The following is a 25,924-nucleotide window of genomic DNA, read 5'->3' as shown; positions in this document are numbered from 1 at the left end:
ATGTCCAGTCATTTTCTCGGCTCCTTTGCTTTAATCGAAATAAACTGCATTGGTAAAGGCAATGATCGTACGCACACCCTTCACCATCCCCCAAAGCTCCGCACGAATCCACAGCAAATCTTCATCCGGGATCTCGGCTTCAAGCCACGGAGCATCTGGCGTAATGATTTCCTCAGCCAGTATTCCCTTGTTGCTGTCCAGCTTCAGTGTATAACGCTGGTCTTCCAACTTCCAGTGACCCTTGCGCACCTGGAAATCTGCCGACACAGCGGCAACAGATGTGCTTCCAGACACTCTGCCTCCCGGCACAGCACTACCGATACCGTAAGTAGTCCCGCGCGAAGTCACTTCAAGCTTAAGCAACGGCCCCAGCGTAACAGAGGCACGGCCGGCTGATAAAGCCCTTACTGCCTTATCGGTGACAGGCGCATCCTCTTCTTCAAGCTGAAGGTAGGTTACAGACAACGGATCGTCCGTTGGATCTTGGTGATGCCAATCGCGTCCGGACGTCGCGGCAATCCGGTAGCCTTCATTCAGCTTCTCCGTCCATAGCCGGAAGGCGCGGATGTTATTATTTTTCACAGGTGCAAACGTTGTTGACCATACCTCAATATAATCAATATCGTTCCAGTCACTGATTTCAAACTCCCAATAACAGCCTGTACACATCGGACTGCCGGCGCGGAACGGATGCGCCATTCCGGCAAGGCCGCCCCGTTCATGAACACGTGCGAGTCCGGCATGGATATCACCCGGGCCGACCGGGCGCCAGTCGAGGAATTCATCCAGTCCAATCGTCACCATATGACCGAAGAATGTAGTCCATTCCATCCCCGATATGATCGAAAGCCCTGTCTCACGTTCAATGTCTTCTTTACCCGCAAGCCCTGTCATCGTGTTATGATCCGTCAATGCGATGCAGTCGAAGCCAAGATTCTTGGCCCCTGCTGCAAGCTCAGCCAGCGATTGCCGGCCGTCGCTGTGGAATGTATGTGTGTGCAGCTCGCAGGCTAACCATTTCATTGCGCATCCTCCTCTTCCACCCAGACCTTTAGTGTATAGTCGCAGACATCGGTCACAATCGCATGCAGGCTTAAAGTGACCTCCCACATGCCCGGTATAATCTCACCCTGTATTAGTCCCGGTGTGGCTTCATGCCGCGATAGAACATGCAATTGCTCACGGTCATGCCGGTGAGCGGCCCCGCGATGTCCGTCAGGGGCATCGACAGAGACGGTGATTAGATTTTGCAGCGGCAGATAGGACTGCCAGCGTGCTTTTGCCTGCTCCAAATATTCAGCCTCAAAATAGGCTTCGATTCCCTGCTCGATCAGCAGCTTAGCCTTCTCCTGATCTTCTAAATACTTGGGCCCGTAATTGAAATGAACGCCGAGCCGGTCTGCACCATTTGGAACAAAGAAACGGTACGCAATATGCGATTTGGAGCCTGCGGGAGTTACTTTCCCTTGCGCGTCTACGAGAACAGTCTTCATGATGAACGCATTCCTTCTTCTTTAATCATTGAGCGAATATAGAAATAACCGACAAACGAACACATCAGGAAGGTGAAGAATGCTGTTGCTGCGGCAAGCTGACGATCCTGGAATACCCCAAAGATCTGCTCCATCGAGACCCCGAGCATCTGCGGCGCATTCGGTCCGATCAGGAACGGTGCCGTAAACGAGCCGATCACACCCATGAATACGAAGGTGGAGGCAACCAGCAGTGTTTTGAACGTCAATGGAAGGATCAGTTTGAAAAAAATACGGAGCTTCCCTGCACCCACATCCTTGGCACTTTCAATTACGGAATTCGGTACGGCGGATAAGGCTGAACCTAGAAGCATTGTGGTGAACGGGATGTTGAACCATAGATTGGCGATAATAACCCCTTTCATATCAAAAATAATCCGCGGAAAGCTTTCAGACCCAAAGTGATAAAGGATCCGCGCTGCCCAGCCACGATTGCCAAGCAATTGGATCAGACCATAGGTAGCAATGACCGAAGGAATAAAGATCGGTATCATATACATCCGCCGAATCCAGTTGACCGCCATGCCCTGATTAAAGCGCATGTACACAGCCAGAACATAGCTAATGACCATGACCAGAAGTGTGGAAGCAATCGTCACCTCTAGCGTAAAAATAATATTCGAGCGCATCAGTTTATCAGTGAACAGATACTTATAATTGGACAAGTCGTAACCGCCACTGTGATTCGTGAGACTTTCCTTCAAAGATCCCAGAATCGGCAGCACAACAATCAGCACCAGAATGAGAAAGGAAGGGAGGACCAGGGAAATCCCCAGCAGCCCCCTTCTTGCTTGTTTACTCATTGAGCAGCAACTTCACTTTGCCATTTTTTGTTGATTTCTTTGCCCAGGTCGCCAAGGTTAAAGGTACGGTAGCCTTCCGAAGCACCTTTGAAGGAATCCTGAATCTCCTGCGGCATGTTGCTCAGCTTGATGCCCGGGAAGCCGTGCATTTTGTTGACAATTTCAGTCTGTGCTTCAGGCGAAACGACGAAGTCGAGGAATTTGTATACTGCGTCTTTCTTCTCCGACAGCTTCGGTACCATCAGGTAAGTCGGTCCGCCGTTGAAGCCCGGTGTAATCTGTTGCATTTTCGTTGTTGCCGGAAGCTGACCCTTGGAGATTTGGTCAAGCACCATATCGGACCAGGCCGGAATCATATCCACTTCTCCGCTAGCCAAGAGATCAAGTGTACCTTGGTTTTTCTTCGGGTAGATGCCTTTACCGTATACGTATTTGCCCAGATCCTTCAAGAGGTCGATCCCTTGACCCCACTGGCTCATGATGCTTGGATCAGAGTTATGGATAGCCTCTTCAGGCAAGAATTTATAGAGGGCTGTAGTTACGAAGGAGCTGCCTGCACCGCCGGTGGATGGATCATTGTAAGCGAATTTTTCCGGATTTTTACGAATCCAGTCATACAGCTCGTCCAGTGTCTTCGGCGCGTCTTTCACTTTGTCGCTGTTATACGCCAGCAGTACCGCGGAAGCACGATAAGGAATAGCCAGGTTAGAGACGTCTTTCAGGGTATTCTCATCCACATTTTTCAGGTTAGGAATGCTGCTCTCGCTGAGCGTATCCCAGATGTCATCGTTCTTGCCTTTGTTGACGGAATCAATGCCGTCCTCATAAAGGTCAATGTCGCCTGAGCCTTTATTCGCCTGCTTGGCAGCCAGAATGCGGTCATAGGTAGGCTGAGCGCCTGTGCCTGAAGCAACATAAACCGGCTTGACCTTAACATCCGGGTTCTTCGCTTCGAACATCGGAATCAGTGTTTTCCAGAGATCGTCAACGTTCTGGGAGCCTGTGTAATAAAAAGAGAATTCCGTCGTCTTGGCAGCAGGCTCAGCCGTAGCGCCATTACCGGCAGCAGCCGAATCATTGCTATTCTTTTCTCCACATCCTGCGAGTAAAGATCCGACCAGAACCAAACTTGTCAAAAGGGTGAATGCTGTTTTCTTGTTAGACATGAACTATTTTCCTCCTTGAGTGTTTGCTCATTTTACTGTTCCGGATATGCTAGAATCTTGGCAAAGCCTACCGACACCTGTTGACCATGATGAAGCGTTCTGACCTCGTCGCGAGCCAGGAATGCACGTACCGTGCCATGATCCTGAACATCGACCGACACCTCGGCATAATGACCAAGCACCATAATCTGCTTAATCGTCCCCTGTAGTCTACTCTCTGCGCCGCCACCGAACTGAATATCTTCCGGCCGGACAGCCACCGTAACTTTACCTGAAAGCTTGTTAGGGTTCGGGAAACTCAGTTCCCCTACCTTAATTCCGCCTTCAGCAACCACCCCCTTCAAGAAGTTCATTTTCCCGATAAACTGGGCCACATATAGTGATTTGGGCTCATCGTATATTTCCTGCGGAGTGGCAATCTGCTCGATATGTCCATGGTTCATCACCACAATCCGGTCAGAAATCGATAAGGCCTCCTCCTGGTCATGCGTGACAAAGACCATGGTCAGACCGAGGTCAGCTTGAATCTCGCGCAGTTCCTCCCGCATTTCGTGCCGCAGCTTGGCATCCAGTGCCGAGAACGGCTCATCCAGCAGCAGCACCGCAGGCTTCAGCAGCAGTGAGCGGGCCACGGCGATCCGCTGCTGCTGACCACCGGACAGCTGCCCAGGATATTTCTTCCCTGCCCCCGGCAGACGAACCAGCTCCAGCACCTGTTCAATCGCCTGATCACGCTCTGCCTTTTTCACCTTGCGGATTTTCAGACCGAACGCCAGATTATCGTACACCGTCATATGCGGCCACAGATTGTAGCCCTGAAAGACCATGGAGGTCGGACGTTTTTCCGGCGGTGCTTTTAATACACTTTTACCTTCAATCAGGATGTCTCCGGCATCTGGATCAAGGAAGCCACCGATACTGCGCAGCAATGTTGTCTTGCCGCAGCCGGACGGTCCCAAGAGGGTGACCATCTCTCCTTTGCCGACATCCAGTGAAATATCGCTTACTCCATCGCCTGTTTTATAACGTTTTGTCAGTTTCTGAATGGATAATTGAATCCCCATAGTGTCCTCCTGTTCCGCACGTCAGTTTATTTGATCTGGAAGCCGCTCGACAGAACATCCGCGCTGACAAAACGCTGGGCCGCCAGCAGTAAAATAATCGTCGGAGCTGTCAGAATAATTGAGAAGACCGCACCGGCATAAGCCGGGTAATCGCTAATAATGCCATACATCACAACAGGCATCGTTCTGAAATTGGGTACGCCGACGAGGAAAGTCCCCTGCGCTTCATCTAGAGAGTTCAGAAAAGTAAAGATTGAAGCGACAATAATACCTGGCATCGCCATCGGCAGCGTAATGCTGCGGAATACCCGGAACGGGCTTGCCCCTACGTCGCGGGCCGATTCTTCCTGCGCCGTGTGAACATTACGGAACGCTGAGGTCGGAATCCAGGTCATGTACATCAGCACATTGATGATATGAATCAGAATGACGCCGAGCAGGGTGTTCATCAGGCCAAGCTTATAGAACAGCACTGCGATGGAGACGTAAAGCCCCATTTTAGGAAAGGCGTGCGTCAGCAGGAACGAGAACAAGAAGAACTTGCTGAGCGGAAATCGAATTCGGGCAAAGGCATACGCTGCCGGAACACAAAGCACGATCGATACAGCAGTAACGATGGTTGCGATCAGGAAGGAAAGGGCGATAGACTGCGAGACTCCCTCCTGCTGGAAGACAAACTTCCACCATTTCAGCGACCATTCCCTAGGAAGCATGTCCGGGTAATTCCAGTTCCCTGTAAATGCGAGAATAGCCAGGTTCAACAGAGGTCCCATGAAAAAGATCACGAAGATGATTAGAGCGACAAATTCGATAATTTTCTTTGGACCCAGTGATTTTAAATACCACTTCATTACATGTCCTGCTCCTTCCAATCATTAAGTGTCCTGGTGTGATGTAGAATGCCTGATCACCAGTTCAGGCTTAAGCTCCAGTATTGTCTCTTTGACAGAATTCTCGCGAATCAGCTTGTCCAGCATGACACAGGCAACATGGCCCATTTGCTGGGTATCGACTCGAATGGTCGTTAAGGGCGGATTCGTGATAGAAGAAATATCTATATCATCGAAGCCCATTACCGCCACTTGCTCCGGGACGCTAAGGCCTTGCTCGTGCAAAAATTTCATTGCCCCCAGCCCGATCATGTCATTGGTACCGAATACTGCAGTATAAGCCCCTTGTCTAAAATGCTCCCAATGTTCGCTCATCGCTCTGTAGCCTGCTTCGAACGTTGAGGCTACGGGATAGGCGATAGCGTCTTCCGAGATATCCAGGTGATGCTCCTGCATATAGTCCCGAAATCCCTCCAGCCGCAAATGATGGCTTCGATGGTCCTGCGGACCGGCCAGCATGAAGATCTTGCGGTGTCCAAGGCCGGTTAAATGCCGGGCAGCCTCACGTCCCCCTTCCTGATCCCGGTTCACGATATGAACCACACCATCCACATTCGTGGAGCCGTTAACCATTACATAAGGAACGCCGAATTTACTAATATGATCGATCACATTCTGCTCCAGGCGGCTGATCAAGATCAGCCCGTCTACCCGCTTCTCCATCATGAAATCGGCGGATCTTAGCGACATTTCATGGTCCGTCGTTACAAATACGGAGTAATTCATCCTTGCAGCTGTAGCCAGAATGGCGTCGATGATTTTACCGTAAAAGGGATGGGACACGATGGGGTAATCCCTGCGGTAGATCAGAATCCCGATATTATGCGTACGCTGCAAGACCATCGCTCTAGCGATCGCATTCGGCTTGTACTGCAGCTCCTGAATCACCTTCAGAACCTTGTCTTTGGCCTCCTGGCTTGTATAACCATGTCCCGAGATCACTCTGGATACAGTAGACTTGGATACACCCGATAGAAGAGCGATCTCTTTGATATTGCTCATAACTTACCTCCGCTTATAGGTGTGAGATCGTTCCCACATCTATAAGATACCGTCCGAATATAAGTTTGGTATTAACCGAATCGAACGGATACGTAAAGAAAAAACGCCGGGTAATCACATTTCTCGCCGAAAATTTTCATTAATTTCTATATCATTCAATTAAAAGCGTTCTAATATAAACGGAACGTTAAAATGATTTTCAGGACGTAAAAACAAAAAGAACACAGCGAAATAGCCGAAGCAGTGAGGTGATCGGCAAGATCCACCGTGGCTGACAGCAGGATTCCTATATTAAAGGTTATGGTCATAGGTTATACTTATAAGAGAAGTGATTTAACACCGGGGAGTTTTGGAATATGGAATTCAGACAATTACAATATGCACTACAAATCGCTGCCGAAAGAAATTTCTCGCGGGCAGCAGAGAAGCTGCATATCGCTCAGCCTTCGCTCAGCCAGCAGCTCTCCAAGCTGGAAAAGGAGCTGGGTGTCCTGCTCTTCCAGCGGAATACCAGCTCCGTTGAGCTGACCCATGCCGGGGCAAAATTTGTAGAGCAGGCCCAAATCATTATCGATGCTGTCGAACTGCTCCGTCAGGAAATGTCCGATATCTCGGAGCTGCGTTCCGGCCGTGTCGTGGTCGGCAGCATGCCGATTACAGGCGCACATTTGCTTCCGCATGTGCTGCCGATCTTCAAGCAAAGCTATCCGGAGATTGAGATTGCACTGCTCGAAGACTCCTCCATGAACCTGGAGAAGCTAACCGCTGGGGGACAAACCGACCTTAGTCTGCTGTCTCTTCCTTTAGAGGTTCCTGCACTGGCCTATGAAGTGCTGGGAGAGGAACGGATTGATCTGGCGGTTCCCGCCGATCACCCTCTTGCAGCCCGCAGCAAGGATGGAATCCGCACTTCGCTGGAGGAGTTGAAGAATGAGCCTTTTATTGTACTGAAGGAAGGCCAGGGCTTCCGCAAGCTGACCATTGAGCTATGCCGGGAGGCGGGGTTCGAGCCGAAGATTGTTTTTGAGAGCAACAATATGGAGACCGTGCAGTCACTGGTGGCTACAGGCATGGGGGTTACGCTTGTGCCTCATTTCATCGCCCGGGCACCACGCAGTGAATTTGTGCCTGTCTACCTGCCGCTGGCTGAGCCTGTACCAAGCCGGACGCTGGTCTTCGCATACCGCCGCGGCCGTTATCTCTCCAAGGCAGCGGAAGCTTTTATGAAGACGTTTCGCACAACTGTGGCCGCTCTGACAGATGAGGAAGTCTAGTAGCGACAGCCTTGCCGAAAGGCGGCTGACGCCCTCTGTGAAGATGGACCCCTCATTTACTATGGACATCTTTCCACATACGAAAAGCCGCCGGGCACCCTAAAAGGATGTCCGACGGCTTCTTTGGTCTCCATATTTTTCGCCATAAAAGGTATTTCTGTGGTTTGCATTCCCTGATCTTCTGTCAGAAGAACATATGCAGCCTATTTACGCATATTACGCTGAGTAATCAAGCGGTTCTGATCATCCGATAGACGGGTTGTACCTTCGTGAACTGACTCTTCTGGTTTAGGACTTCCTGTCTTTTCTTCAATGAACTCACGAAGTGCGTTGTTCTGAAACTCCGCGGATTCATTTAAATGTTGGATCTGTTCCTGTTGGACCTTGTTGTCTTTACTCAAGTTACAGCCACCTCCTGGTAACAGATTATAAGTATTTTACCCGTTCTCTCCGAGGATAAACATCTTTTTCAGGACACTTTAGTCTCCTAAAATAAAAAGGTCGTCCACCCTTTGCAAACCGCCCTTTGCCATGTTATTCTATAGGACAAATACTGAAACGTGCTGACGGGACCAGTAAGAACGAGTCCACCCGCGCCCAGAGAGTAAATTCCGGAAGGCTGAGAGAATTTACCGCGGTTTTGTTCTGAAGCCTACCCCTGAGCGGCCTGCGTGCAGCAGGACGGACCCTCCCGTTATGAGAATGAAGTCGGATGAACCCTCATCAATGAAGGTGGTACCGCGGAAGTGAATTCAAGCTTTCGTCCTTTGCTAAGTCTAAGGATGGGGGCTTTTTTGCATTTACCCAGAATTCAGAAGATTCTTATCAATCTTGAGGATGTGAAGCAAAAAGTGACGACAAGAATAGTGGTCAAAATCGGCAGCAGCTCGCTGACCGGACCGGAGGGCGGCCTGAACCATGCCGCCATCGCCTTCTTCGCAGCCGAGATTGCCGGGCTGCGCGAGAGGGGTGCGGAGGTGCTGCTGGTCACCTCCGGAGCGGTGGCCGCCGGGTTCCGCAGCATCGGCTACCCGGTGCGACCGCGGCTGCTGCATGAGAAGCAAGCCGCTGCCGCAGTAGGCCAGGCGCTGCTGATGCAGGCCTACCAAGAGGCTTTCACCAAGCATGGGATCATCGCAGCGCAAATCCTGCTCACCCGGACTGACTTTTGCAGCCGCCGGGCCATGAACAATGCCGTAATGACCGTGGAAGAGCTGCTCCGGCAAGGGGCTGTACCCGTATTCAATGAGAACGACACGGTCTCTGTCGATGAATTGAAATTCGGCGACAATGACACGCTGTCGGCACTGGTCGCCAATCTGCTCAAGGCTTCCCACCTGCTGGTACTTACGGATATGGACGGCCTGTACAGTGGTGATCCGCGTAAAACACCGGATGCTGTGAAATATCATCATGTAGATGAGATCACGCCCGAGATTTACGCGATCGCAGGTGGAGCTGGCTCCAGTGTCGGTACCGGGGGCATGCGTTCCAAGATCGATGCCGCCAAGATTGCGACGCGTGGCGGTGTCCCAGTCTTCATCGGCAGGGCAGCCGAGCCCGGAGATCTCCGGCTTGCGGCTGACGGAACCGGCAAAGGCACTTACTTCGCCACTACCCTCTCTTCTCTGCCGGTTAAGAAGCAATGGCTGGGCTTCATGTCCACCCCACTCGGCACCTTGCATATTGATGCAGGAGCGGTTGAAGCTCTACTTAACGGCGGGCACAGCCTGCTCCCGATCGGGGTCAAGCAAACTGACGGCAGCTTTCATGCTGGTGATGTTGTAGAGGTGCTGGGGCCAGACGCTCAGCTGCTGGGGCGCGGCATTGTCAACTATGACGACAGCCAGCTCCGCAGCATCCAAGGATTGCCCAGCCGCGAAATCGTGCCGAAGCTCGGAGAGGTTCACCGGTTGGAGGTTATCCACCGCGACGAATGGATTACACTGAGATAAGAAGGTCTTTTTCATACTATTTATAATCAGGGGGGAAATGTTATGAGTGAAGTTGTAAACAAAGCAACCTTGGCCAAGGAGACCGTAGGAACCTTAGTTAAATTGACCACAGACCAGAAAAATGAAGCCTTGCTGGTGATGGCTGCAGCGCTTCAGCATGAAGCGGCTGCGATTATAGATGCCAACGCTGAAGATCTGGAGCGCGGACGTCAGAATGGCACGCCAGAATCGATGCTGGATCGGCTGGCACTGGATGAGCATCGGATTGCGGGGATCGCTGAAGGACTGCGGCAAATTGCCGTATTACCTGACCCAGTGGGTGACACCTTGGAAACCTTTGAACGCCCGAACGGCCTGTCTGTTGAGAAAATCCGGGTGCCACTGGGCGTTATCGGCATCATCTATGAAGCCCGTCCCAACGTCACAGTGGATGCGGCAGGACTCTGTCTGAAGACTGGCAACGCAGTTGTGCTGCGCGGCGGCTCTTCCGCCCTTTCCTCCAACCGAAAGATCGTAGAGGTGTTACACAAGGCCCTGGCCACAACAGCCCTCCCGCCAAATGCCCTGCAACTGATCGAAGACCCTAGCCGTGCTTCTGTCGATGAAATGCTGAAGCTGAACGGTCTGCTGGATGTTATCATCCCGCGCGGCGGCAGCTCTTTGATCCAGAACGTTGTGATGAATGCTACCGTTCCTGTCATCGAGACCGGTGCCGGGATTTGCCATACGTATCTGGATGCGGATGCTGATCCGGAAATGGCGCTTAACATCAGCCTTAATGCCAAGGCCCAGCGCCCTTCTGTCTGCAACTCCATGGAAACCTTGATTGTAAATCGGGACTATGCACAGGCCCATCTGCCAGCACTGGCTGAAGCCTTCCGCGAGGCCAATGTAGAGCTACGCGGCTGTCCAGAGACCGTGGCTCTGGTGCCTTGGGCGCTTCCGGCGACGGAGCAGGACTATGCGACAGAATATAACGATTATATTCTGAACATCAAAATCGTCGGGGATTTGGATGAAGCAATGGGGCATATTGAACGATACGGAACTAAACATTCGGAGTGTATCGTGTCCGAAACTGCCGACCATGTAGCCCGCTTCCTGCAAGAAGTCGACGCGGCGGCCGTATACCATAATGCTTCCACCCGTTTCACTGACGGCTTCGAATTCGGATTCGGAGCTGAGATCGGCATCAGCACTCAGAAGCTGCACGCCCGTGGTCCTATGGGACTCCCAGCACTTACTTCAACAAAATATAAAGTATACGGCAACGGTCAGATCCGGGGCTAAATCATTTTTAAAAGGGGCGTTAACCTTATGTGTCAACAGCAATCCATTCCATTGCTTAATCATGAGATCGTGTTCTACGGTGCGGGCTCCATGGCTGAAGCCATTGTCCGCGGATTGATTAACCGCAATGTGGTATCTTCGCAAAATATCATTATGCTGAACCGCAGCAGTAACGAACGTCTGGCTGAGCTTCGGGCCCGCTATGGCGTTCAAGGATCGAATGACCCTGAGCAAAAAAACGGGTATCTCCGTAGCGCTCCCGTGATTGTGCTAGCCATGAAACCGAAGGACACCGCAGAAGCCTTGCGCCATTTGGGACCGCTGCTCTCTCCAGGCCAGCTTGTCATCTCGGTGATTGCCGGAATGTCCATCCGCACGATGCAAGGGCTGCTAGGCACTCCGCAGCCTGTTGTACGCTCGATGCCCAACACTTCCAGCTCCATCGGGCTTGGCGCAACCGGCCTGGCCTTCTCCAAAGAAGTGGATGAAGACAGCCGACGTCTGGCACTTAACATCTTCGATGCCGTGGGCATCACAACCGTCATCGATGAGGAGCGCATGGAGACGCTGACCGGCATTTCCGGCAGCGGTCCTGCCTACATCTACTACATGATGGAGGCCATGATCGCCGCCGGTATCCGTGGCGGGCTATCCTCTGAGCAAAGTGCGGAGCTGACGGTCCAGACCGTACTTGGCGCAGCCCGGATGGTGCAGCAGACCGGTGAGGAACCGGCGGCCCTGCGCAAGAAGGTTACCTCGCCGAACGGTTCCACCCAGGCGGCGCTTGAAGAACTAGAGCGCGGTGATTTCTTCGAGACCGTCATCGCTGCGGTGAACCGCTGTGCTGAACGCTCTCGCGAAATGGGAACGGCGCTGGAGAAAGAACTGCAGCAATAGAATTCCCCTGAGACCCACATCTACAAAAATAAGCAGCTATAATCCAGAAATATAAAGCGGACGTTTCTCCCATAATAGGAGAAGCGCCCGCTTTACTGTTTTTATAACGTAAAAAAGGTATCCTTTGCGAAGACAACGAAGCGGGATTAACGAGGCTCCACTCAAAAGATAGCGGGGAGCATCACATGTTTGAAATCATCCAGACTGTAGTTGGTGACGGCATAGGCCGACTCCAGATCCTTGACTTTACAGTGATCCGCGGCTTCGTATACCAAAGTTTCAGGTCATCAGCAAATCAGCATGGCGGCTATTCCTTCATATCATCAGTCTTGTCAGTGAATTCGCCGTCCAGAATCGGATGCCTGATCGTAATTCGGGTTCCTTTATCTTCCCTGCTCTCAATCTGTAGCCGATAGTGACTTCCAAAGGTGATTTTGAGACGCTCGTTCACATTACGCAGTCCGACGCCGGAGCTCTTCCCCGCTCGCTGCTCAGAATGATCCTGCTCCAAGTCATCCAGAACAGACTGAGGAATGCCTTTGCCGTTATCCGCAATACTGATCAATAAGTCCTGCCCTTCAATGCGCCCTGACAGTACAACCTTCCCATGCTCGAAGTTGTCGCGTATGCTGTGCTGGATGGCATTCTCCACCAGAGGCTGTAGGAGCAAGCGTATAAATTGCAGATCCAGCAGCTCCTCTTCAAAAAAATACAATACCCGCAGCGGCATGCCGATTCTGGCCTGTTCAATCAGGACGTAAGCCTTGACCTGCTCGATCTCTCGTCCAACGGTCGTAATGTCCTTGCCCTGATTCAGGCTGAGCCGCAGCAAATTGCCGAGCGCAGATACCATTTCACCGATATCGCTCTGGCCATGCTTCTCCGCCTTCCAGCGGATGGAGTCCAGCGTATTATAGAGAAAATGAGGGTTGATCTGGTGGCTAAGCACCTGGAACTCCAGCTCCTTCTTCACGCGTTCCGACCGGGCGGAGTGCTGGATCAGTTCTTCAATCGTGCGCACAATGCTGTGGAACCCGCGAAACAGCCAGCCGATTTCATCTTTACGCTCCTGATGAGGAATATCCATATTGAATTCCCCTTCCTCCAGACGCCGCATTAACCGTACAAGCCGCAGGACCGGCTGACTGAAGTTCCGGGTAATATACACCAGCACCCAGACGGAGCAGATCAAATACGCAACCAGGAAAAAGAGCAGCAGCCGGTTCAGCTTCGTTACGGGCTCTGTCAACTCCCGCATTGGTGTCAGACTGATAATGGTCCAAGGCAAGGTATCCATCCCCACATAGGCTGCTAATTGCTCACGATCATAGATGGTATAGGTATCAACACCCTCACTGTACAGTTTGCGCTGCTCCAGCAGCCTTGGAGAAGGAAACTGCTCGCCAGTCCACTCATTGCTGGCAGAATCATAAATCACTTGTCCGTCTTCATTGATAATCAGAAATTTCTGTCCGTTCAATCGCTTCGTTGGAATAAAGAAACGATTAAAGTAATGATCTGCAAGGTCGACTGCCACAATGCCGCGCGGTGTTCGATTGTGCAAACTAGTAAATGTTTTTATGTATAGAAGCAGCGGGCTGCGCCCTGGACCTTTGTTCATCGATAACTGCCAAAAGGGCACCGTACTGCTTGAAGCGCGATGAAACCAGTTCTCCGTGCGGATCGTGGAGTCCTCCCCCAGCGCTTTCATATATGTGGGATACAGTTCAGGATGAAGCGGAAGAACACGCAGCCGCAGCGCATCAAGATGTTGTCCTTTCTGATGAACGATGCTCAGCAGTTCTATGGAAATCGCCTGTTCCTCTTCTATACTTTGCGGCTGCCGCTCCAGTAGCCTTTGCAAATCCCGATCCCCGATTAAATTATTGATCTGATCGTTCAAGTGATTCAAATAGGTCCTCACATTCATCTCGGCCTGTTCAAGATAACTCATTGAGAATGCCGCATTAGCTTGTTTGATCCCCTCGACAGATTTCGTATGCGCATATCCGGAGAAGAGAATGAACGGAACAATCGTTATCCCGAAAAAGATCAGGATGAGCCGATTCCGAAGGGACGGGGTTAAGCTCCGCATATTCTTAATCATCCACAATGCCTCTCATCCGCCGGTATTCCTTAGGCGTAATCCCGACATGCTTTTTGAACAGCTTCGAGAAATGAACAGGGTCCTTATAGCCTACAAGATAAGAGATTTGATAGATCTTGTACATGCTCTCGCCCAGCATTTCTTTGGCCTTGCAAATACGAACCTGAGTCAGCTCCTCCAGAAAGGTTCGCCCTTTTTCTTTTTTGTACAGATTGCTCAGCCATACTGGAGTAACGTGCACTGCAGACGCGACAATCTGAAGGGATAAATTCTCCGCGTAACGGCTACGAATCATGCGCTCCGCCTCCTGAACGATCTGACTCGAAGCATTGGACATTTTCCGGAAATCGCCGGCCAATGCCAACAGGCACTGCTGAACCTGTTCCTGCAAAGATTGCAGCGTATCATACTGCTCCAGCCTATCCCAAAGCGCTATAGGGTCCCTTTCCCATGATCGGTCAGACCAACCTACTGCTGCGGCAGCGCGGTACACTTCCATCAGCCAGGTGAAGATGTGCTGCTGAACATCCCTGAGATCAAGTGAGCCCCAGAATTGAACCATCTCCTCGAAATCGGAGAGCGTCTCTCGGATCTCTTCGTCGCTACCGTACTTCACCAGGTCAATCACAGCTTTAGGCTCCCGGATTGAAGGCTTCTCATAAATCCTTCCCTCCTCTTCCTCACCCTCCTCCATAAACAGCCTGTTGCCTCCTTGCTGGGCCTTCCGCTTCAAATATTCCTCACACCGCGAATACATTTGATGCAGCTGGTGCAGTTCCTGTACCGGAGGGCTGAGGGCAATACTGGCGTGAACCTTGACGAACTGATTGATTCGCTCCAGACACTTTTCTGCCAGTGATAAGCACCTCTCGGACGCTTCATAGCCGCTATAGCCGATAATCGCTATCCAGCGCTCATGGCTATCCTTAAACAGTACAGATGTAGCCCCAATCTCCTCACCGAGCGTCTGGTTGACCACATTGCCAATCCCGAACAGGATCAGCTTCTTCTCATCAGCGAAGCCATGACGATTCGTAAAAGTCCGTAGATTATCCGCCTCTACAATCATGAGCTGCAGCTCCATCTCTTTCATCCAACCCAGCTTCAGCGTCTTCAGGCGGTGGGATATTCGTGTCTCCCGGTATGGATCATAGTCATTCTCCACAATCTCGTGGAGCAGCTCCTCACGAAGCTTGGGCAGAGCAAACTGCATCTGGTCGTTGATGTGAGCCCGCTTCTTCTGTTCCATTCGTTCCATCGTAAGGATCTCAATGGACTTACGGACGATTTGATCCAGCTCGGTCATACTGATCGGCTTCAATATGTAGTCCATCGCGCCTAAATGAAGAGCCTGTTTGGCAAAACTGAAGTTGTTGTACCCGCTGATCAGGATCGCCTTCCAATGATAATCTTCTATCGCCTGTAGTTGCCGCAGCAAATCCAACCCCGATACGCCTCTCATCTTGATATCGGTAATAATCAGGTCCGGACGGTATTCCTCAGCAAGGCGCAGCGCTTCATCTCCATCCGCAGCCTGGGTAACAGAGCTTATTCCATATTCATGCCATGGCACCTGCTGGCACAGCCCTTCACGTATTTCAAATTCATCATCCACAATCAGCACACTGAACATTACGCGGCCTCCCCCAATGATTAGTGCTTAACGATTGAACAATAAATATTGATCCACTTGACGCTGTACCTCTGCGATGATGGTTTCCAGTCCATTGTCCATTTGTCGCTGCCTGTACTTTGCTATCGCGTCGCTTATATTTCCCTCCATGCCATATTCAATGGCCTTTCCGAGATCTTCATAGAGCTCATCTCTTCTTTCAAGTGCTTTGCCAATCTTGTAGTCAGACAACATTAAACCGCCAAGTGGTGAATCCACATTTTGCGGAAGCTCGGCGAATGTAGCTTCTTTGTTCCAAAAATCGCCGGGATAGGTCTCCGTTGGCCTTAAAAATTGCGGCTTCCAGAACCCCCATTGTCCACCCCAATCCATATAATTACTGGTCGAAAAATTCAAATTATCGGGATAACGTACTGTATCTCCTTCTAGCTTATACGTCTTCCCTTCCATTCCATAGATCACAAGATCGAAGAGGGTTCTGTCCGTCTCGAGCAGATCAAGAAAGCGCAATGCCAAATCCGGGTGCTCTGAATTGCGGTTAATCGCAATGACATTAGAGGTCGGGCGACGGTTGACCTGACGTTTCTCAGGATACAGAAGTGATACTTGCTGCCGATAAGCAGAATCGATGAAACCAGGATCTGCAGCATACGCCCATTCATGGGATGTAATCGTAAACAGCAGCTTCCCGCTCCGCCATTGATTCGCACTATCCTCAAGTCCCAGTATGGAATCGGGGTTAAGAATACCCGCTTGATTCCAACGCTTACTCATCAGCGCGGCCTCCAAATAGAACGGCTGCTGTTCGATAGCCCGCACCTTCATCTCAGGATCTCCTATATAACATCCGAGCCCATGAAATTCGAGGTCAAGCCATTCTTCTCTAATAAAATAAAAAGGCAGAGCTGTCACAAGGGACAGCTTACTGTCCGGATAAGCTTCCTTAAGTTGATGTAGAAGGGTGTCAACATCTTCTACCGTTTGGATAGAATTCATAGGCGGGGCAATGCCTGCAAGTTCTGCCAGATCAGCACGCCACACGGCATACGGGCGTTGATTCATCTTGATCGCCCAGGGCAAACCGAGTATTTCACCGTCAAGTGTTGTAGACAGAAGCGTTCCATCGCTTTTATACCGTTCATTCAAATGAGGAGCATATTCCGGAAGCAAGGTATTCAGCGGCAAGTATGAGCCACGGGCAGCCATCTGCCGGAAAGAAGTATCCGAATCAAAATTCAAGTCCCAGCGATCGCCTGCCGCAGCCATAACCAGCAGCTTACTGGAATAGTCGGTCCAAGGAATGAAGTTCACCGAGAATTTCACATTCAGCCCCTTTGACTTGACGTATTGACTGACCTCCCTCCACACTTCATCAGTAGCCGCCTTCTTCTCCCCACCGAAATACATCTTCAGTGTCACTTCAGGTTTCGCATCCTGCATCCATTCTTCAGAATCTACCCGCTCCGAGCTCGAAGTCTTACTGAAGAAGTAAACTGCCGGTATTACGATCATCGTCACACATACCAAAGCAAGTATTCTCACTTTCCAAGGATGAATGGACGGCATCCTGCTTCCCTTCCTTTCTTGTTGAGCTTCTGAATCATCCCTATAGTGGTAACGCTTTCAAAATTTTCTTTAAACTACAAGTACATTTATTAACATATCTTATGTTCATCCTTTCAGATATAAGAGGATTCAAAATTATCTAGTGCGTTTATAAACTGTTGGCAATAAGAAACGTCCCTTGCCGACTTACGCCGGACTAGGGACGTCACTTTTTCCATCACCTTTTTTACGCTCTTCATGGTTTCATACCTGTACTGCTCCAAATTACTTCAGGCTATCACGCAGCTCCAGGGTCTTCTTGTTCCATGTTTCCGTCTCTGGAATAATATCGTTAATATCACGGTCACCAAAAATAATATCATTCAAAATATTGTTCCAGTTGTAATCACTCCAGCCTGGAACCGTCAGGCCTGGCTGAATTTTCGCGTTTTCACGCGCTAGCTTAACAGCCTCGATATTCTTGCCTTTCCAAATTTCAGCCTGGTCATAATAAGCCGTCAGTTCATCATCAACAACCGATGCGTTTGCCCCTTGATCGATCTTCCACTTCTGGGCTTCCTTAGAGAATTGGAACTCCAGCCACAGGAAGGCTTCTTCCTTATGCTTCGATCCCGCCAAGAGCGACAATGGTCCGTAAATCGTATACCCTGGCTGACTTACCTTGCCTTTCGGGAACGGAAGAACATCCCATTCGAAGGTTGCCTTCTCCTTCAGGTTCGGGAGTACCCAGTCCCCGCCAATGGCAAAACCCGTTTTTCCGTTGATAAATTCTTTGGTTACACTACCGTCGGCCTCGGAAACCGCATTAGACTGCATGGAACCATCTTTCGTAACCAGTTCCTGGAACCATTTTACTTCATTCATAATGTCAGGGGTACTCAGCAAGCTTTGTGTCAAATCTTCATTCAAATACTGCAGATTGGCTGCATATCCATCGGCGATTGCCTTGGTCGATAACATCCGCATTTGAATCTCTGCTTGCGTAGTGATTCCGTATTCTCCAGCATTACTGTCCGTCACTTTCTTGGCAATACTGCGGAAATCATCATAGGTCCAGTCATTGGCCGGCATATTAACCCCGTGTTTAGCAAGCAGATCCTTGTTCACTAGCACCCACATCGGAACGTCAACCATTGGAATCGCCAGCTTCTTGCCGTTAAAGATCATCGTGTCAAAGAATCCATCAGGGAATTTCGTTGTTTTGAACGCTTCACTCTTCTCAATGTAAGGGGTAAGATCTTCAATGAGACCATTCTGCTCGAAGGAAATCAGGTCGGAGTCGATCTCCGTAATGTCAGCCGGTGTGCCCGCCGCTTCCATCGATGCGATAATCTCCATGATCGGCTGAGAGTTGACCGGAATTTGTTCAATTGTAATCCACGGATATTTTTCCTCGAACATTTTGTAGAGATCATTGTAGCTATCTTTCCAGGAAATGATCTGCAACGTAACCGGATCATGCTTTTCTTCCACCTTAGGTGTGTTGTTGACAGCGCTTTCCGTCGGGCTCGTGTCAGGTGTATTAGTCGCAGTTTTAGTATTGCTACTGCCGCTGCACCCGGATAATACGAGTGACAGCGTAAACACAGCGGCCAATAATGATGAGGTTACAGTTCTCTTTTTCAAAGTCTATTCCTCCCCTAAATTGAATGATTATGCTTGCCAACCTGGACGGGTGTACCAGTCATTCTACGTTTGCCCAGCATTCCCCCTTTCCAGCATCTTCACTTCACCTGACTTACCAGTTCGATTTATTCCACAATACCGGTTCTCTCGATACCTGTAATAAACCAGCGCTGCAAGAACATGAAGATCAGCATGGGCGGAAAAATAATCAGGAATGCGGCTGCCATCTTTGTTCCCTCTGTTACCGGATTGGTAATATTGTTCTTATTTCCGAGCAGCGAAGGATTCAGGACATTCTCCAGATTATCAAGACGAATCGACAACGGCGTAAAGCCCTTTGCCAGAAACATGGACGGCTCGTAATACATGTTCCAATACCAGATGAAGGAGAACAGAAACACTACCAGACATGCGGAACGGGCCAGCGGAAGCATAATGCGGACATATAACCGGATGACGGAGGCTCCGTCCAGCTTCGCCGCTTCCTCCAGACTGGGCGGCTGTGCCCGGAAGAACTGCCGGAAGATTAAGATGAACAACGCTCCCTTGAGCCCTTGGCCAAAGATCGCCGGAACAAGAAAGACAAACATCGTATTGAGCAAGCCTAATTTACTGAAGATAACGTATAGCGGAATGATCACCACTTGTGGTGGAATCAGGAAGGTCAGTAGCACCATGGCTGTGATAAAACCTTTGAACGGTACAGACAGCCTTGCCAGTGCGTAGCCGGTCATTGAGCACACCAGTACCTGAGCAATCGAGCAGGTTAGGGCAATTGTCGCTGTGTTAAACAACGCTTGCGGGTATTGCAGACCTTCGATCGCCTTCGTCATGTTCTCCCATGTGATTTCTCTGGGAATCCACTTTACGGCGGGATCAAGCAGATCGCTGACGGTCATGAACATGGTGCTTATCATATGCAATAGCGGCTGCAGGTACAGATACGCCACAATGGACAACAACATATAGATGATTAGTTTGGCAATCAATCCGTCTGACAGGTTCCTGCCAAGCATGACCATCTTGAACCGCTGACTGTTCCGGCTCCACATGACGCTCTTGATTCGCTGCTGAAGCCCCCGTATTCTAACAGGATCACTCATGACCTTCTCCCCCTCTGTCGCAAACTCCGGTTGAACAATGCCAGCACAATACCGATTAATACAAAGATAAAGGCGAAATAAATCCAGGCCAGCGCACTGGCATAGCCGTAACCGGTATTGACCTTGAACATATTCTCCCTGATATGCGCCAACACCGGGTTCAGCGGGAATGTGAACAGATCGATAATCGTGTACAGCATATTTAGGCTGATGAATGGCAGGCTAGACGGCAGGGTAATCTTCCAAAAGCTGTCCCATGGTGATGCTCCGTCTATTCTCACAGCTTCATAGATAGAGGGTGAGATGGTTTGAAATCCGGCGATAAAAATTAAGATTTGCACTCCGGAATACCATAGAATCAGGACGATGCGGCCCAGAACCTCCATCACGGTAAGGGCCAGTTCCCCTCCCACATACTGGCGAACAAGCGGCTCCAGATTGTACTGTTCCAGAAACGGAATGTCGCCTGCTCCCTGTGTAAATAATTCCGACAACACCTGACCTGTAGCAAAAATTACGGGCAGGAAGAACAATGCACGAAAGAGAAATCTCCCCGGAAACTGCTGATTCAGCAGCAATGCGATAAGCAAAGCGAAGATCACAATGATCGGTACCATGAGCAGCATTTCCTGGAAATAGGTAATCATCTCGATCGGGAAAACGCTGTCCTTCAGAAAGGCGTCCTTGTAGTTCTGAAACCCTAGCCATGTATATTGGAAGCCCCCCGGTACGACAGCTACCTTGTGCAGCGACATGAAGATCGACCAGCCAACCGGAATCGCCACGAATATAAGAAACCCGATGATCCAGGGCAGCATGAACATCAGCCCGGTTCCGTATTGCTTCATATGATAACGGAGCGCTTCTTTTCTGTGCGCGGTCAGCTTACTCATTGGTGCCCGCCCCCTTCTCTACCTTGAAGCTTTTCGCGGAGTAATCAACGATAACCCTCGTTCCATCCTCATACAAGGTTGCGTACCGCTGATCTGCCAGACGCTCATGCATGGTAATCTTTTGCGAATACAAGCTGCTTAAAGCATCGAAGTTCTCGTATTCCTTCAGCATTCGTTCTTCCCATTTGTCAAAGCTGCTGCTGTACAAGAAGCTCGCCCCCGTATTTTTGAGTTTACGGGAATCGTCGTGGGTCACAAAGAACGAAGGTAAAGCCCCATATTCAATCGCCTTCAGGAACTCCACCTCTTCATCATCGCGGAGATTTCCTTCTTCAAAGGTATAGGGAACGAAGCCATGGAGAACGATCGGATAGAAGGGTACTGTCTCATCAACCATAAAGTCATAGCTGGACGCTGAGGGCAGACCGTCAATATAATCGCTTGCTCCAAGCACATAAGCATTGCCCCGGAACACGCTGGCTGTTCCAAGCTCCTTACGCGTATAATCCAATAACTCGGTATAGATTTGCTTCGTATAATCTCTGGTGCGGATACCGGAAGATTCATAGTCGTTGAGGAGTAACTCCCCGACGGCACTGTAGTGAATGCCTTCCACACCTATTTCCTTCAGTTTGCTGATTGTATTCGCCGCACTTACCGCCGTGTACATGGGCTTCGCGACATACCAGTCGCCATCCACAAACGCCGTTCCGTCGATCCCCCGTATGGCGTCCTGCTTGGGCGAGAAGGAAGATTTGCTGTCAATCCATAAGAAATCTTCGTAGAAGCTGACGCCGACTCCCCTTTCCTTCATTTGCGAGGCAAAGGATTGGGCACCTGCCTCCCCGCCGAGTGCCTCCTCGATGGGGAACCGCTTCTCCATGTTATAATCACCCTGATTGGTCCAGCCGAAGTAAATGGTCTGGAGTGACGTAACCCCCCGCTCCTGCAACCGGCGTACAATGTCCTCTGCTTGCGCGAAGGTAGTCGCGGCCACATAACGAATCTGTCCGAAAGCCTGCTCATAGTTGCCGCCCATAATCTTCAAATAAAGCGGAACATGCGCGACAGGATCCAGCTTTTTGCCCAGGGAGCCCTTCTCCTGCAAATATTCGCGGTAAGTGGCGGCCATGCCGGAATAGTTGGCGTTCTGATCATTCAGGAAACGATATTCGATCTCACGGTCACGATCCAATTTTTCTAGCTGCACAGCCTTACTCGGCGCAGCCAGCCGGCTCATGCGGTAGAGATATTCTTCTCTGTAGATCTGGCTTGAGAAGACATTAAAGAAGGATGATTTCATTCCTGGCGACAATGCTGTTACATTCGCCGAGTCCTCGCCTTCCGTCATAATCGCTACAAAAGCATGATCATTCTTCTTGAGCCCGAATACGGGATATGCAATAGTCTCCCGCCGCTGGCCAGAGCGGGTCCAGTTCCCGGAATTCGTCATTTCGCTGCCGTATACCTGGTGTATATAACCTCTCGATAGCTTCGCGTGTGCGGCATCGTAACGAATGAGTCCACCGGGACCATCGGGTACAAACAGGTAGCCGTCATCTTGAGATGAAGCAGCGCCGAAGTACGGCAGAATATCCAGGGTGAACAAGGCATATTCTCCCTCCTCCTTAATTCCCTTGGATGGTACCCGTACTTTCAGACCTGTCTTCGTTAACTCATATTGCATCGTGAAGCCCAGGCCCTTGGAAGGGAAGAAATAGGAGATCTGCAGCCCATCGCCTTGACGGATCAGCGAAGTTGTCATGTCTTTAACCGCATTGCTTAGTGACTCGCGAACGGTCTGATCCTTTCCCTTGGTACGGACATGAGTCATAACAAATGGCGATTTCAGTTGATCCAGCAATTGACCCTTGACATTCTCGTGTTTCAGCTCTGCATCACCAGGATTACTGGTCCAGCGATAACCGCTTGTTTTATCAAGGACAGCAATCTCCGTGGTATCGGGACGAACATACAAGCTATAGCTGTCGTTCTCGCTGACCAGAGCATAGCCATCCGCTCCCGCCGAAGGTTTCCAAGCCTCGCCCTCGTACAATTCATTAACAGAAACCTTCGGCATCGTCATACCGGTTTTTGCGAAGCTGGCCTCTGTCGTCAATTCCCAGGGCCGTAAGAAGAACAGAACCAGCAACCCTAGAACGAATATGGCAACAGCAATCCACCTGATCTTGAGGAATAGTGATTTCGCTAGATTAATGATAGAAGTTCACCTCTTTGTACAGCTCATAGAAAAAGTCGTAGAGATTATACGACAATCCGAAAATGATAAAGCCAAACACCCAGATGGTAACGATGGCAAAGACAGATATCGCCGAGTTTTTGAACGTCTCCAAAAAGTCGAAATTATGAATGACCTGGGTCATAACAAAGAACATGGCCAGCATCCATAGTGTCGCTAAGGTATTGAGCGCATGAACCAATACCGCCTCATCAAGAGAGGCCAAATTGGACAGAATCAGGACTGGAATGGAAATGAACAAATACGGTGACAAGGCATACACACTGCCTTGAACAACCTCCCTGAATTTGCCCTCACCATCCTTGATGCTGCAAACCAGATAATTCGCGATAATCCAAGTCACCCATGGAACGATGAAGAAGGCCAAATCTCTAAGCGCATTCACATTCCTAAGTTCAACGGGATTGAACAGGAAACCGGTCCAGTATATCCTAGCAATCTTCACGGCAATGACAGACAAGAGCAATGCTATCGTAATCCATGGCGCAATTCTGGCTTCCTTGATCCGATAGAACCCCTCATAAGGATGGATCATCACATATCCAAAGTTCCTTATGTCCTGCAGCGGCTGTTTCCAGGAGATAGGTGTAGGGTACTTGCGGCGAAGGACTCTCAATCCCCGAATGCCAAAGTGCAGTACCAAGAATCCGCTGATGATTCCAAGGACCAGCATCACAAAATGTTCTTGCAGCCACTCCAGGCGGATTTGCCAGAATGCTTTGGAATAACCGTCCGTGTCAAAGGCTACCTTCATGAATTTCAACGCATCAGCATGATCATTTTCATGCAGGTACACCTTTCCAAGCCCTTGAAAGCTGCCATTATACATATCATTGCGAGCGTAAACCGACTCCCAGTAAGGCTTGCTGTCTTCGTATTTGCCACCTGCGTACAAGGCCAGCGCCTGCAGCACATCCTTGCCAAATTCGGTGCGGACATACTTATGAACCATATTCGTGCCACTGTCCGAGATCCAGACGGCGTTCTTGGAATCTACAGCAATCCCGGTAGGATATCCGATGACGCCGTATTGCTGCGTCTCCTTATCGATAAACCCGAACGCAAAGAGCACGTCTCCGGTATGGTCGTACAGATTAATGCGCATCGAATCCAAATCGACGTTATACAGAAATCCCTCCTGCCCAATCGCAACATCAACGATTCCATGGCCATTGTACATCGCTTTGTTCTTGAAACCGTCCACGCCGCCTGCGTTCAGCTTGCGGATGGCTCCTTTGCCTTCTCCGCCGGCTGTAGCCGTATAAATGAAGCCATCAGCATCCATCGCTACGTTCGTTATCGGCTTAGGAAGTGCAGGCTTCTCTTGGGCAAGCTGCTCTTTGTTCAGAACAAGCTGCTTCAGCCGGTTAATCATGGATTGATCGGCCTTGTTGGCACCGAAGTGCCCCATGAACTCTCCATCCGGACTTAATCTGACCAGCCCCTGATAGGAGGAATTGAGCTGGATATACATCACTCCACGCCGGTCGACCACCAGCTTGACAGGCACGAAATGATCCGATCCAAGTAGTGGCGTGTCCGGCTTCTTATATTCCCGCTGGTAAGTGCCATCGGAAGTAAACACAGCGATCCGCTGATTGCCGGAGTCGGCGACATATACGTCTCCATCGGCTGTCACGAAGACGCCTTCAGGCGCTGCCAGCTTCCCGGTTCCTTCGCTAGCGCCAATCGTTCTTTGTACCTTTCCGTCATTATTCAGCACGATGACCTGTTCCAGTTCCTTATCCACCACGTATACCTCATCATTGGGAGCAACCATAATATCTACCGGGTCTCCCAGTTCAACCGTAAGCGTTTCCGCAGGACTATAGATCGGCTGAATCCGGAACCAGGTCGACTGGTTGCTATCATAGTAGGCTGTAATATACGGGAGCCGTGCCGAAGCAGTGGACGGAAGCAATGAAATGAATACCAAAACTAACAGGGGGATGGATAGCCATTTTTTCATGATTCCGACTTCCTTTGCTGATGACATCATTTAATACCGGAGTGGACCATCGTCTCCAGCACTTTGCGCTGAAAGAGCAGGAAGATGATCAGATTCGGTATAAAAATAAGCAGTCCGGCCGCGGCCGCCATATTCTGTCCCGCTACGTTATTCTGCAGGCCGCTTAACAAGCTGTTAACATAAAAGGGCAGCGTACGCATCGCTTCCTTCTGCATGAACAAGGTCGATGTCTCCACATCTCCCCACACCGTCTGAAAGGTCAGGATCGAAATGGTGGCAACCGCCGGGACAGATAGCGGCAGCACGATTCGCGTAAAGATTCCCAAGTGACTTGCCCCGTCGATCCTGGCGGCTTCCATCAAATCGTTCGGGATCTGAGAAATAAACCCGACTAGCATAAACACGGCAACAGGTGAGGCTAACGAAGGCAGAATATGCCCAAAATACGTATTGTTCAGCCCTAATCCATTGATGATGAGGTAGCGCGGGATCGATACCGTCTCCGGAGCAAACATCAGGGACAGTGTGATCAAAGATAGAATCAGTGCCTTGAAGTGGAATTTGTACTTCGCCAGTACATAAGCCGCCATCGTGCTGACCACAATGACGCTGAACAGCGTCAGCGACACTACGAGCAAGCTGTTGAACAAATAGCGTGTGAATGGCACCGTTGCATTAGATGCGTGAAGCAGCAGCACTTCAAAATTGTGAATCGTCGGATGCTGTACTAAAAATCGCGGCGGGAACAAGAACAGCTCATTTTTTGGTTTGAAGGCATGACTAAATATGAAGATGATGGGCAGTGACATAAAGGCTGCCAATGCCGTGAAAACCGTAACCAGCACTATCTGAAAAGGTGAGACTTGGCGGAGCTTGCGCAGTCTTGCGATCATA

21 protein-coding genes are annotated in these 25,924 nt (G+C 50.2%); 4 read left to right on the top strand and 17 right to left on the bottom strand.

The features are described from left to right. Positions 1-30 precede the first annotated feature (30 nt). From ACFVU8_RS00320 to ACFVU8_RS00290, 7 genes are read right to left on the bottom strand one after another with little or no spacing between them, the layout of a single operon-like run. Positions 31-1,023 carry a CehA/McbA family metallohydrolase gene (locus tag ACFVU8_RS00320; protein ID WP_387425413.1) on the bottom strand — a complete coding sequence of 331 codons (993 nt, stop codon included), beginning with the start codon at positions 1,021-1,023 and terminating at the stop codon, positions 31-33. Beyond that, positions 1,020-1,493 (bottom strand): hypothetical protein, encoded by a 474-nt coding sequence (locus ACFVU8_RS00315; protein ID WP_379464667.1) that lies wholly within the window; start codon positions 1,491-1,493, stop codon positions 1,020-1,022. Before ACFVU8_RS00315 ends, ACFVU8_RS00320 begins: the two co-directional genes overlap by 4 nt. Continuing rightward, a complete protein-coding gene (locus tag ACFVU8_RS00310) occupies positions 1,490-2,335 on the bottom strand; it encodes an ABC transporter permease (protein ID WP_387425411.1) in 846 nt (281 codons plus the stop codon). The genes ACFVU8_RS00315 and ACFVU8_RS00310 overlap by 4 nt, the downstream gene beginning before the upstream one ends. Beyond that, on the bottom strand, positions 2,332-3,501 hold the full coding sequence (locus ACFVU8_RS00305; protein WP_387425409.1) for an extracellular solute-binding protein: 1,170 nt from the start codon (positions 3,499-3,501) through the stop codon (positions 2,332-2,334). The genes ACFVU8_RS00310 and ACFVU8_RS00305 overlap by 4 nt, the downstream gene beginning before the upstream one ends. Positions 3,502-3,533: 32 nt before the next feature. Then, complete coding sequence (locus ACFVU8_RS00300) at positions 3,534-4,565, bottom strand: ABC transporter ATP-binding protein (protein ID WP_387425407.1); 1,032 nt, start codon at positions 4,563-4,565, stop codon at positions 3,534-3,536. Positions 4,566-4,591: 26 nt separating this feature from the next. Then, on the bottom strand, positions 4,592-5,416 hold the full coding sequence (locus ACFVU8_RS00295; protein WP_066363069.1) for an ABC transporter permease: 825 nt from the start codon (positions 5,414-5,416) through the stop codon (positions 4,592-4,594). Between the two features lie 24 nt (positions 5,417-5,440). Beyond that, positions 5,441-6,457 (bottom strand): LacI family DNA-binding transcriptional regulator, encoded by a 1,017-nt coding sequence (locus tag ACFVU8_RS00290; RefSeq protein ID WP_175373633.1) that lies wholly within the window; start codon positions 6,455-6,457, stop codon positions 5,441-5,443. Positions 6,458-6,813: 356 nt separating this feature from the next. On the opposite strand from ACFVU8_RS00290, the gene ACFVU8_RS00285 reads away from it, so the two are divergent. Continuing rightward, a complete protein-coding gene (locus tag ACFVU8_RS00285; protein WP_387425405.1) occupies positions 6,814-7,731 on the top strand; it encodes a LysR family transcriptional regulator in 918 nt (305 codons plus the stop codon). Between the two features lie 203 nt (positions 7,732-7,934). On the opposite strand, the gene ACFVU8_RS00280 is transcribed toward ACFVU8_RS00285, so the two are convergent. After that, the gene (locus ACFVU8_RS00280; protein ID WP_387425403.1) at positions 7,935-8,132 is read right to left on the bottom strand and encodes a hypothetical protein; all 198 of its coding nucleotides are present in this window, start codon (positions 8,130-8,132) and stop codon (positions 7,935-7,937) included. A 450-nt stretch (positions 8,133-8,582) separates the two neighbouring features. On the opposite strand from ACFVU8_RS00280, the gene proB reads away from it, so the two are divergent. Genes proB through proC form a run of 3 tightly spaced genes read left to right on the top strand, consistent with a single transcriptional unit; the run spans position 8,583 to position 11,873 of the window. Next, positions 8,583-9,686: a glutamate 5-kinase gene (gene proB / locus ACFVU8_RS00275; protein ID WP_066365419.1), complete on the top strand. Its 1,104-nt coding sequence runs from the start codon at positions 8,583-8,585 to the stop codon at positions 9,684-9,686. A 42-nt stretch (positions 9,687-9,728) separates the two neighbouring features. Next, complete coding sequence (locus tag ACFVU8_RS00270) at positions 9,729-10,976, top strand: glutamate-5-semialdehyde dehydrogenase (protein ID WP_387425401.1); 1,248 nt, start codon at positions 9,729-9,731, stop codon at positions 10,974-10,976. Positions 10,977-11,003: 27 nt separating this feature from the next. Then, positions 11,004-11,873 carry a pyrroline-5-carboxylate reductase gene (gene proC / locus ACFVU8_RS00265; RefSeq protein WP_379464673.1) on the top strand — a complete coding sequence of 290 codons (870 nt, stop codon included), beginning with the start codon at positions 11,004-11,006 and terminating at the stop codon, positions 11,871-11,873. Positions 11,874-12,180: 307 nt separating this feature from the next. Here the strand turns inward: proC and ACFVU8_RS00260 are convergent, their stop codons facing one another. The 9 genes from ACFVU8_RS00260 to ACFVU8_RS00220 form a co-directional block, all read right to left on the bottom strand. Continuing rightward, complete coding sequence (locus ACFVU8_RS00260; protein ID WP_379464674.1) at positions 12,181-13,980, bottom strand: sensor histidine kinase; 1,800 nt, start codon at positions 13,978-13,980, stop codon at positions 12,181-12,183. Then, on the bottom strand, positions 13,973-15,613 hold the full coding sequence (locus ACFVU8_RS00255) for a response regulator (protein ID WP_387425399.1): 1,641 nt from the start codon (positions 15,611-15,613) through the stop codon (positions 13,973-13,975). The genes ACFVU8_RS00260 and ACFVU8_RS00255 overlap by 8 nt, the downstream gene beginning before the upstream one ends. 27 nt (positions 15,614-15,640) lie before the next feature. Next, on the bottom strand, positions 15,641-17,179 hold the full coding sequence (locus ACFVU8_RS00250; RefSeq protein WP_387425397.1) for an extracellular solute-binding protein: 1,539 nt from the start codon (positions 17,177-17,179) through the stop codon (positions 15,641-15,643). 264 nt (positions 17,180-17,443) lie between these two features. Continuing rightward, positions 17,444-18,805 (bottom strand): ABC transporter substrate-binding protein, encoded by a 1,362-nt coding sequence (locus ACFVU8_RS00245; RefSeq protein WP_387425395.1) that lies wholly within the window; start codon positions 18,803-18,805, stop codon positions 17,444-17,446. A gap of 125 nt (positions 18,806-18,930) precedes the next feature. Next, positions 18,931-19,908 (bottom strand): carbohydrate ABC transporter permease, encoded by a 978-nt coding sequence (locus tag ACFVU8_RS00240; RefSeq protein WP_379464678.1) that lies wholly within the window; start codon positions 19,906-19,908, stop codon positions 18,931-18,933. After that, entirely contained in the window at positions 19,905-20,801 is an 897-nt protein-coding gene (locus ACFVU8_RS00235) for a carbohydrate ABC transporter permease (protein WP_379464679.1), read from the bottom strand. Before ACFVU8_RS00235 ends, ACFVU8_RS00240 begins: the two co-directional genes overlap by 4 nt. After that, positions 20,794-22,887 (bottom strand): DUF5696 domain-containing protein, encoded by a 2,094-nt coding sequence (locus ACFVU8_RS00230; protein WP_387425393.1) that lies wholly within the window; start codon positions 22,885-22,887, stop codon positions 20,794-20,796. Before ACFVU8_RS00230 ends, ACFVU8_RS00235 begins: the two co-directional genes overlap by 8 nt. Positions 22,888-23,014: 127 nt before the next feature. Further along, entirely contained in the window at positions 23,015-25,030 is a 2,016-nt protein-coding gene (locus tag ACFVU8_RS00225; RefSeq protein ID WP_379464681.1) for a YIP1 family protein, read from the bottom strand. A 26-nt stretch (positions 25,031-25,056) separates the two neighbouring features. Beyond that, a complete protein-coding gene (locus ACFVU8_RS00220) occupies positions 25,057-25,923 on the bottom strand; it encodes a carbohydrate ABC transporter permease (RefSeq protein ID WP_379464682.1) in 867 nt (288 codons plus the stop codon). Position 25,924 lies beyond the last annotated feature (1 nt).

The sequence above is a fragment of the Paenibacillus sp. NPDC058177 genome (assembly GCF_042883835.1).
Taxonomy (GTDB): Bacteria; Bacillota; Bacilli; order Paenibacillales; family Paenibacillaceae; genus Paenibacillus_AQ; species Paenibacillus_AQ agri.
Note: the sequence above shows the minus strand (reverse complement) of the source record. Positions and strands in the feature narration are given on the sequence as shown.

Bases quoted from the DNA above. Each gene is read 5' to 3' on its own strand.
- ACFVU8_RS00320 (WP_387425413.1), bottom strand. From the start codon at position 1,023: ATGAAATGGTTAGCCTGCGAGCTGCACACACATACATTCCACAGCGAC.
- ACFVU8_RS00290 (WP_175373633.1), bottom strand. From the start codon at position 6,457: ATGAGCAATATCAAAGAGATCGCTCTTCTATCGGGTGTATCCAAGTCT.
- ACFVU8_RS00285 (WP_387425405.1), top strand. From the start codon at position 6,814: ATGGAATTCAGACAATTACAATATGCACTACAAATCGCTGCCGAAAGA.
- ACFVU8_RS00305 (WP_387425409.1), bottom strand. From the start codon at position 3,501: ATGTCTAACAAGAAAACAGCATTCACCCTTTTGACAAGTTTGGTTCTG.
- ACFVU8_RS00235 (WP_379464679.1), bottom strand. From the start codon at position 20,801: ATGAGTAAGCTGACCGCGCACAGAAAAGAAGCGCTCCGTTATCATATG.
- ACFVU8_RS00240 (WP_379464678.1), bottom strand. From the start codon at position 19,908: ATGAGTGATCCTGTTAGAATACGGGGGCTTCAGCAGCGAATCAAGAGC.
- ACFVU8_RS00310 (WP_387425411.1), bottom strand. From the start codon at position 2,335: ATGAGTAAACAAGCAAGAAGGGGGCTGCTGGGGATTTCCCTGGTCCTC.
- ACFVU8_RS00225 (WP_379464681.1), bottom strand. From the start codon at position 25,030: ATGAAAAAATGGCTATCCATCCCCCTGTTAGTTTTGGTATTCATTTCA.
- ACFVU8_RS00300 (WP_387425407.1), bottom strand. From the start codon at position 4,565: ATGGGGATTCAATTATCCATTCAGAAACTGACAAAACGTTATAAAACA.
- ACFVU8_RS00295 (WP_066363069.1), bottom strand. From the start codon at position 5,416: ATGAAGTGGTATTTAAAATCACTGGGTCCAAAGAAAATTATCGAATTT.
- ACFVU8_RS00250 (WP_387425397.1), bottom strand. From the start codon at position 17,179: ATGCCGTCCATTCATCCTTGGAAAGTGAGAATACTTGCTTTGGTATGT.
- ACFVU8_RS00255 (WP_387425399.1), bottom strand. From the start codon at position 15,613: ATGTTCAGTGTGCTGATTGTGGATGATGAATTTGAAATACGTGAAGGG.
- proC (WP_379464673.1), top strand. From the start codon at position 11,004: ATGTGTCAACAGCAATCCATTCCATTGCTTAATCATGAGATCGTGTTC.
- ACFVU8_RS00220 (WP_379464682.1), bottom strand. From the start codon at position 25,923: ATGATCGCAAGACTGCGCAAGCTCCGCCAAGTCTCACCTTTTCAGATA.
- ACFVU8_RS00270 (WP_387425401.1), top strand. From the start codon at position 9,729: ATGAGTGAAGTTGTAAACAAAGCAACCTTGGCCAAGGAGACCGTAGGA.
- ACFVU8_RS00315 (WP_379464667.1), bottom strand. From the start codon at position 1,493: ATGAAGACTGTTCTCGTAGACGCGCAAGGGAAAGTAACTCCCGCAGGC.
- ACFVU8_RS00260 (WP_379464674.1), bottom strand. From the start codon at position 13,980: ATGATTAAGAATATGCGGAGCTTAACCCCGTCCCTTCGGAATCGGCTC.
- ACFVU8_RS00230 (WP_387425393.1), bottom strand. From the start codon at position 22,887: ATGACGATGCCGAAGGTTTCTGTTAATGAATTGTACGAGGGCGAGGCT.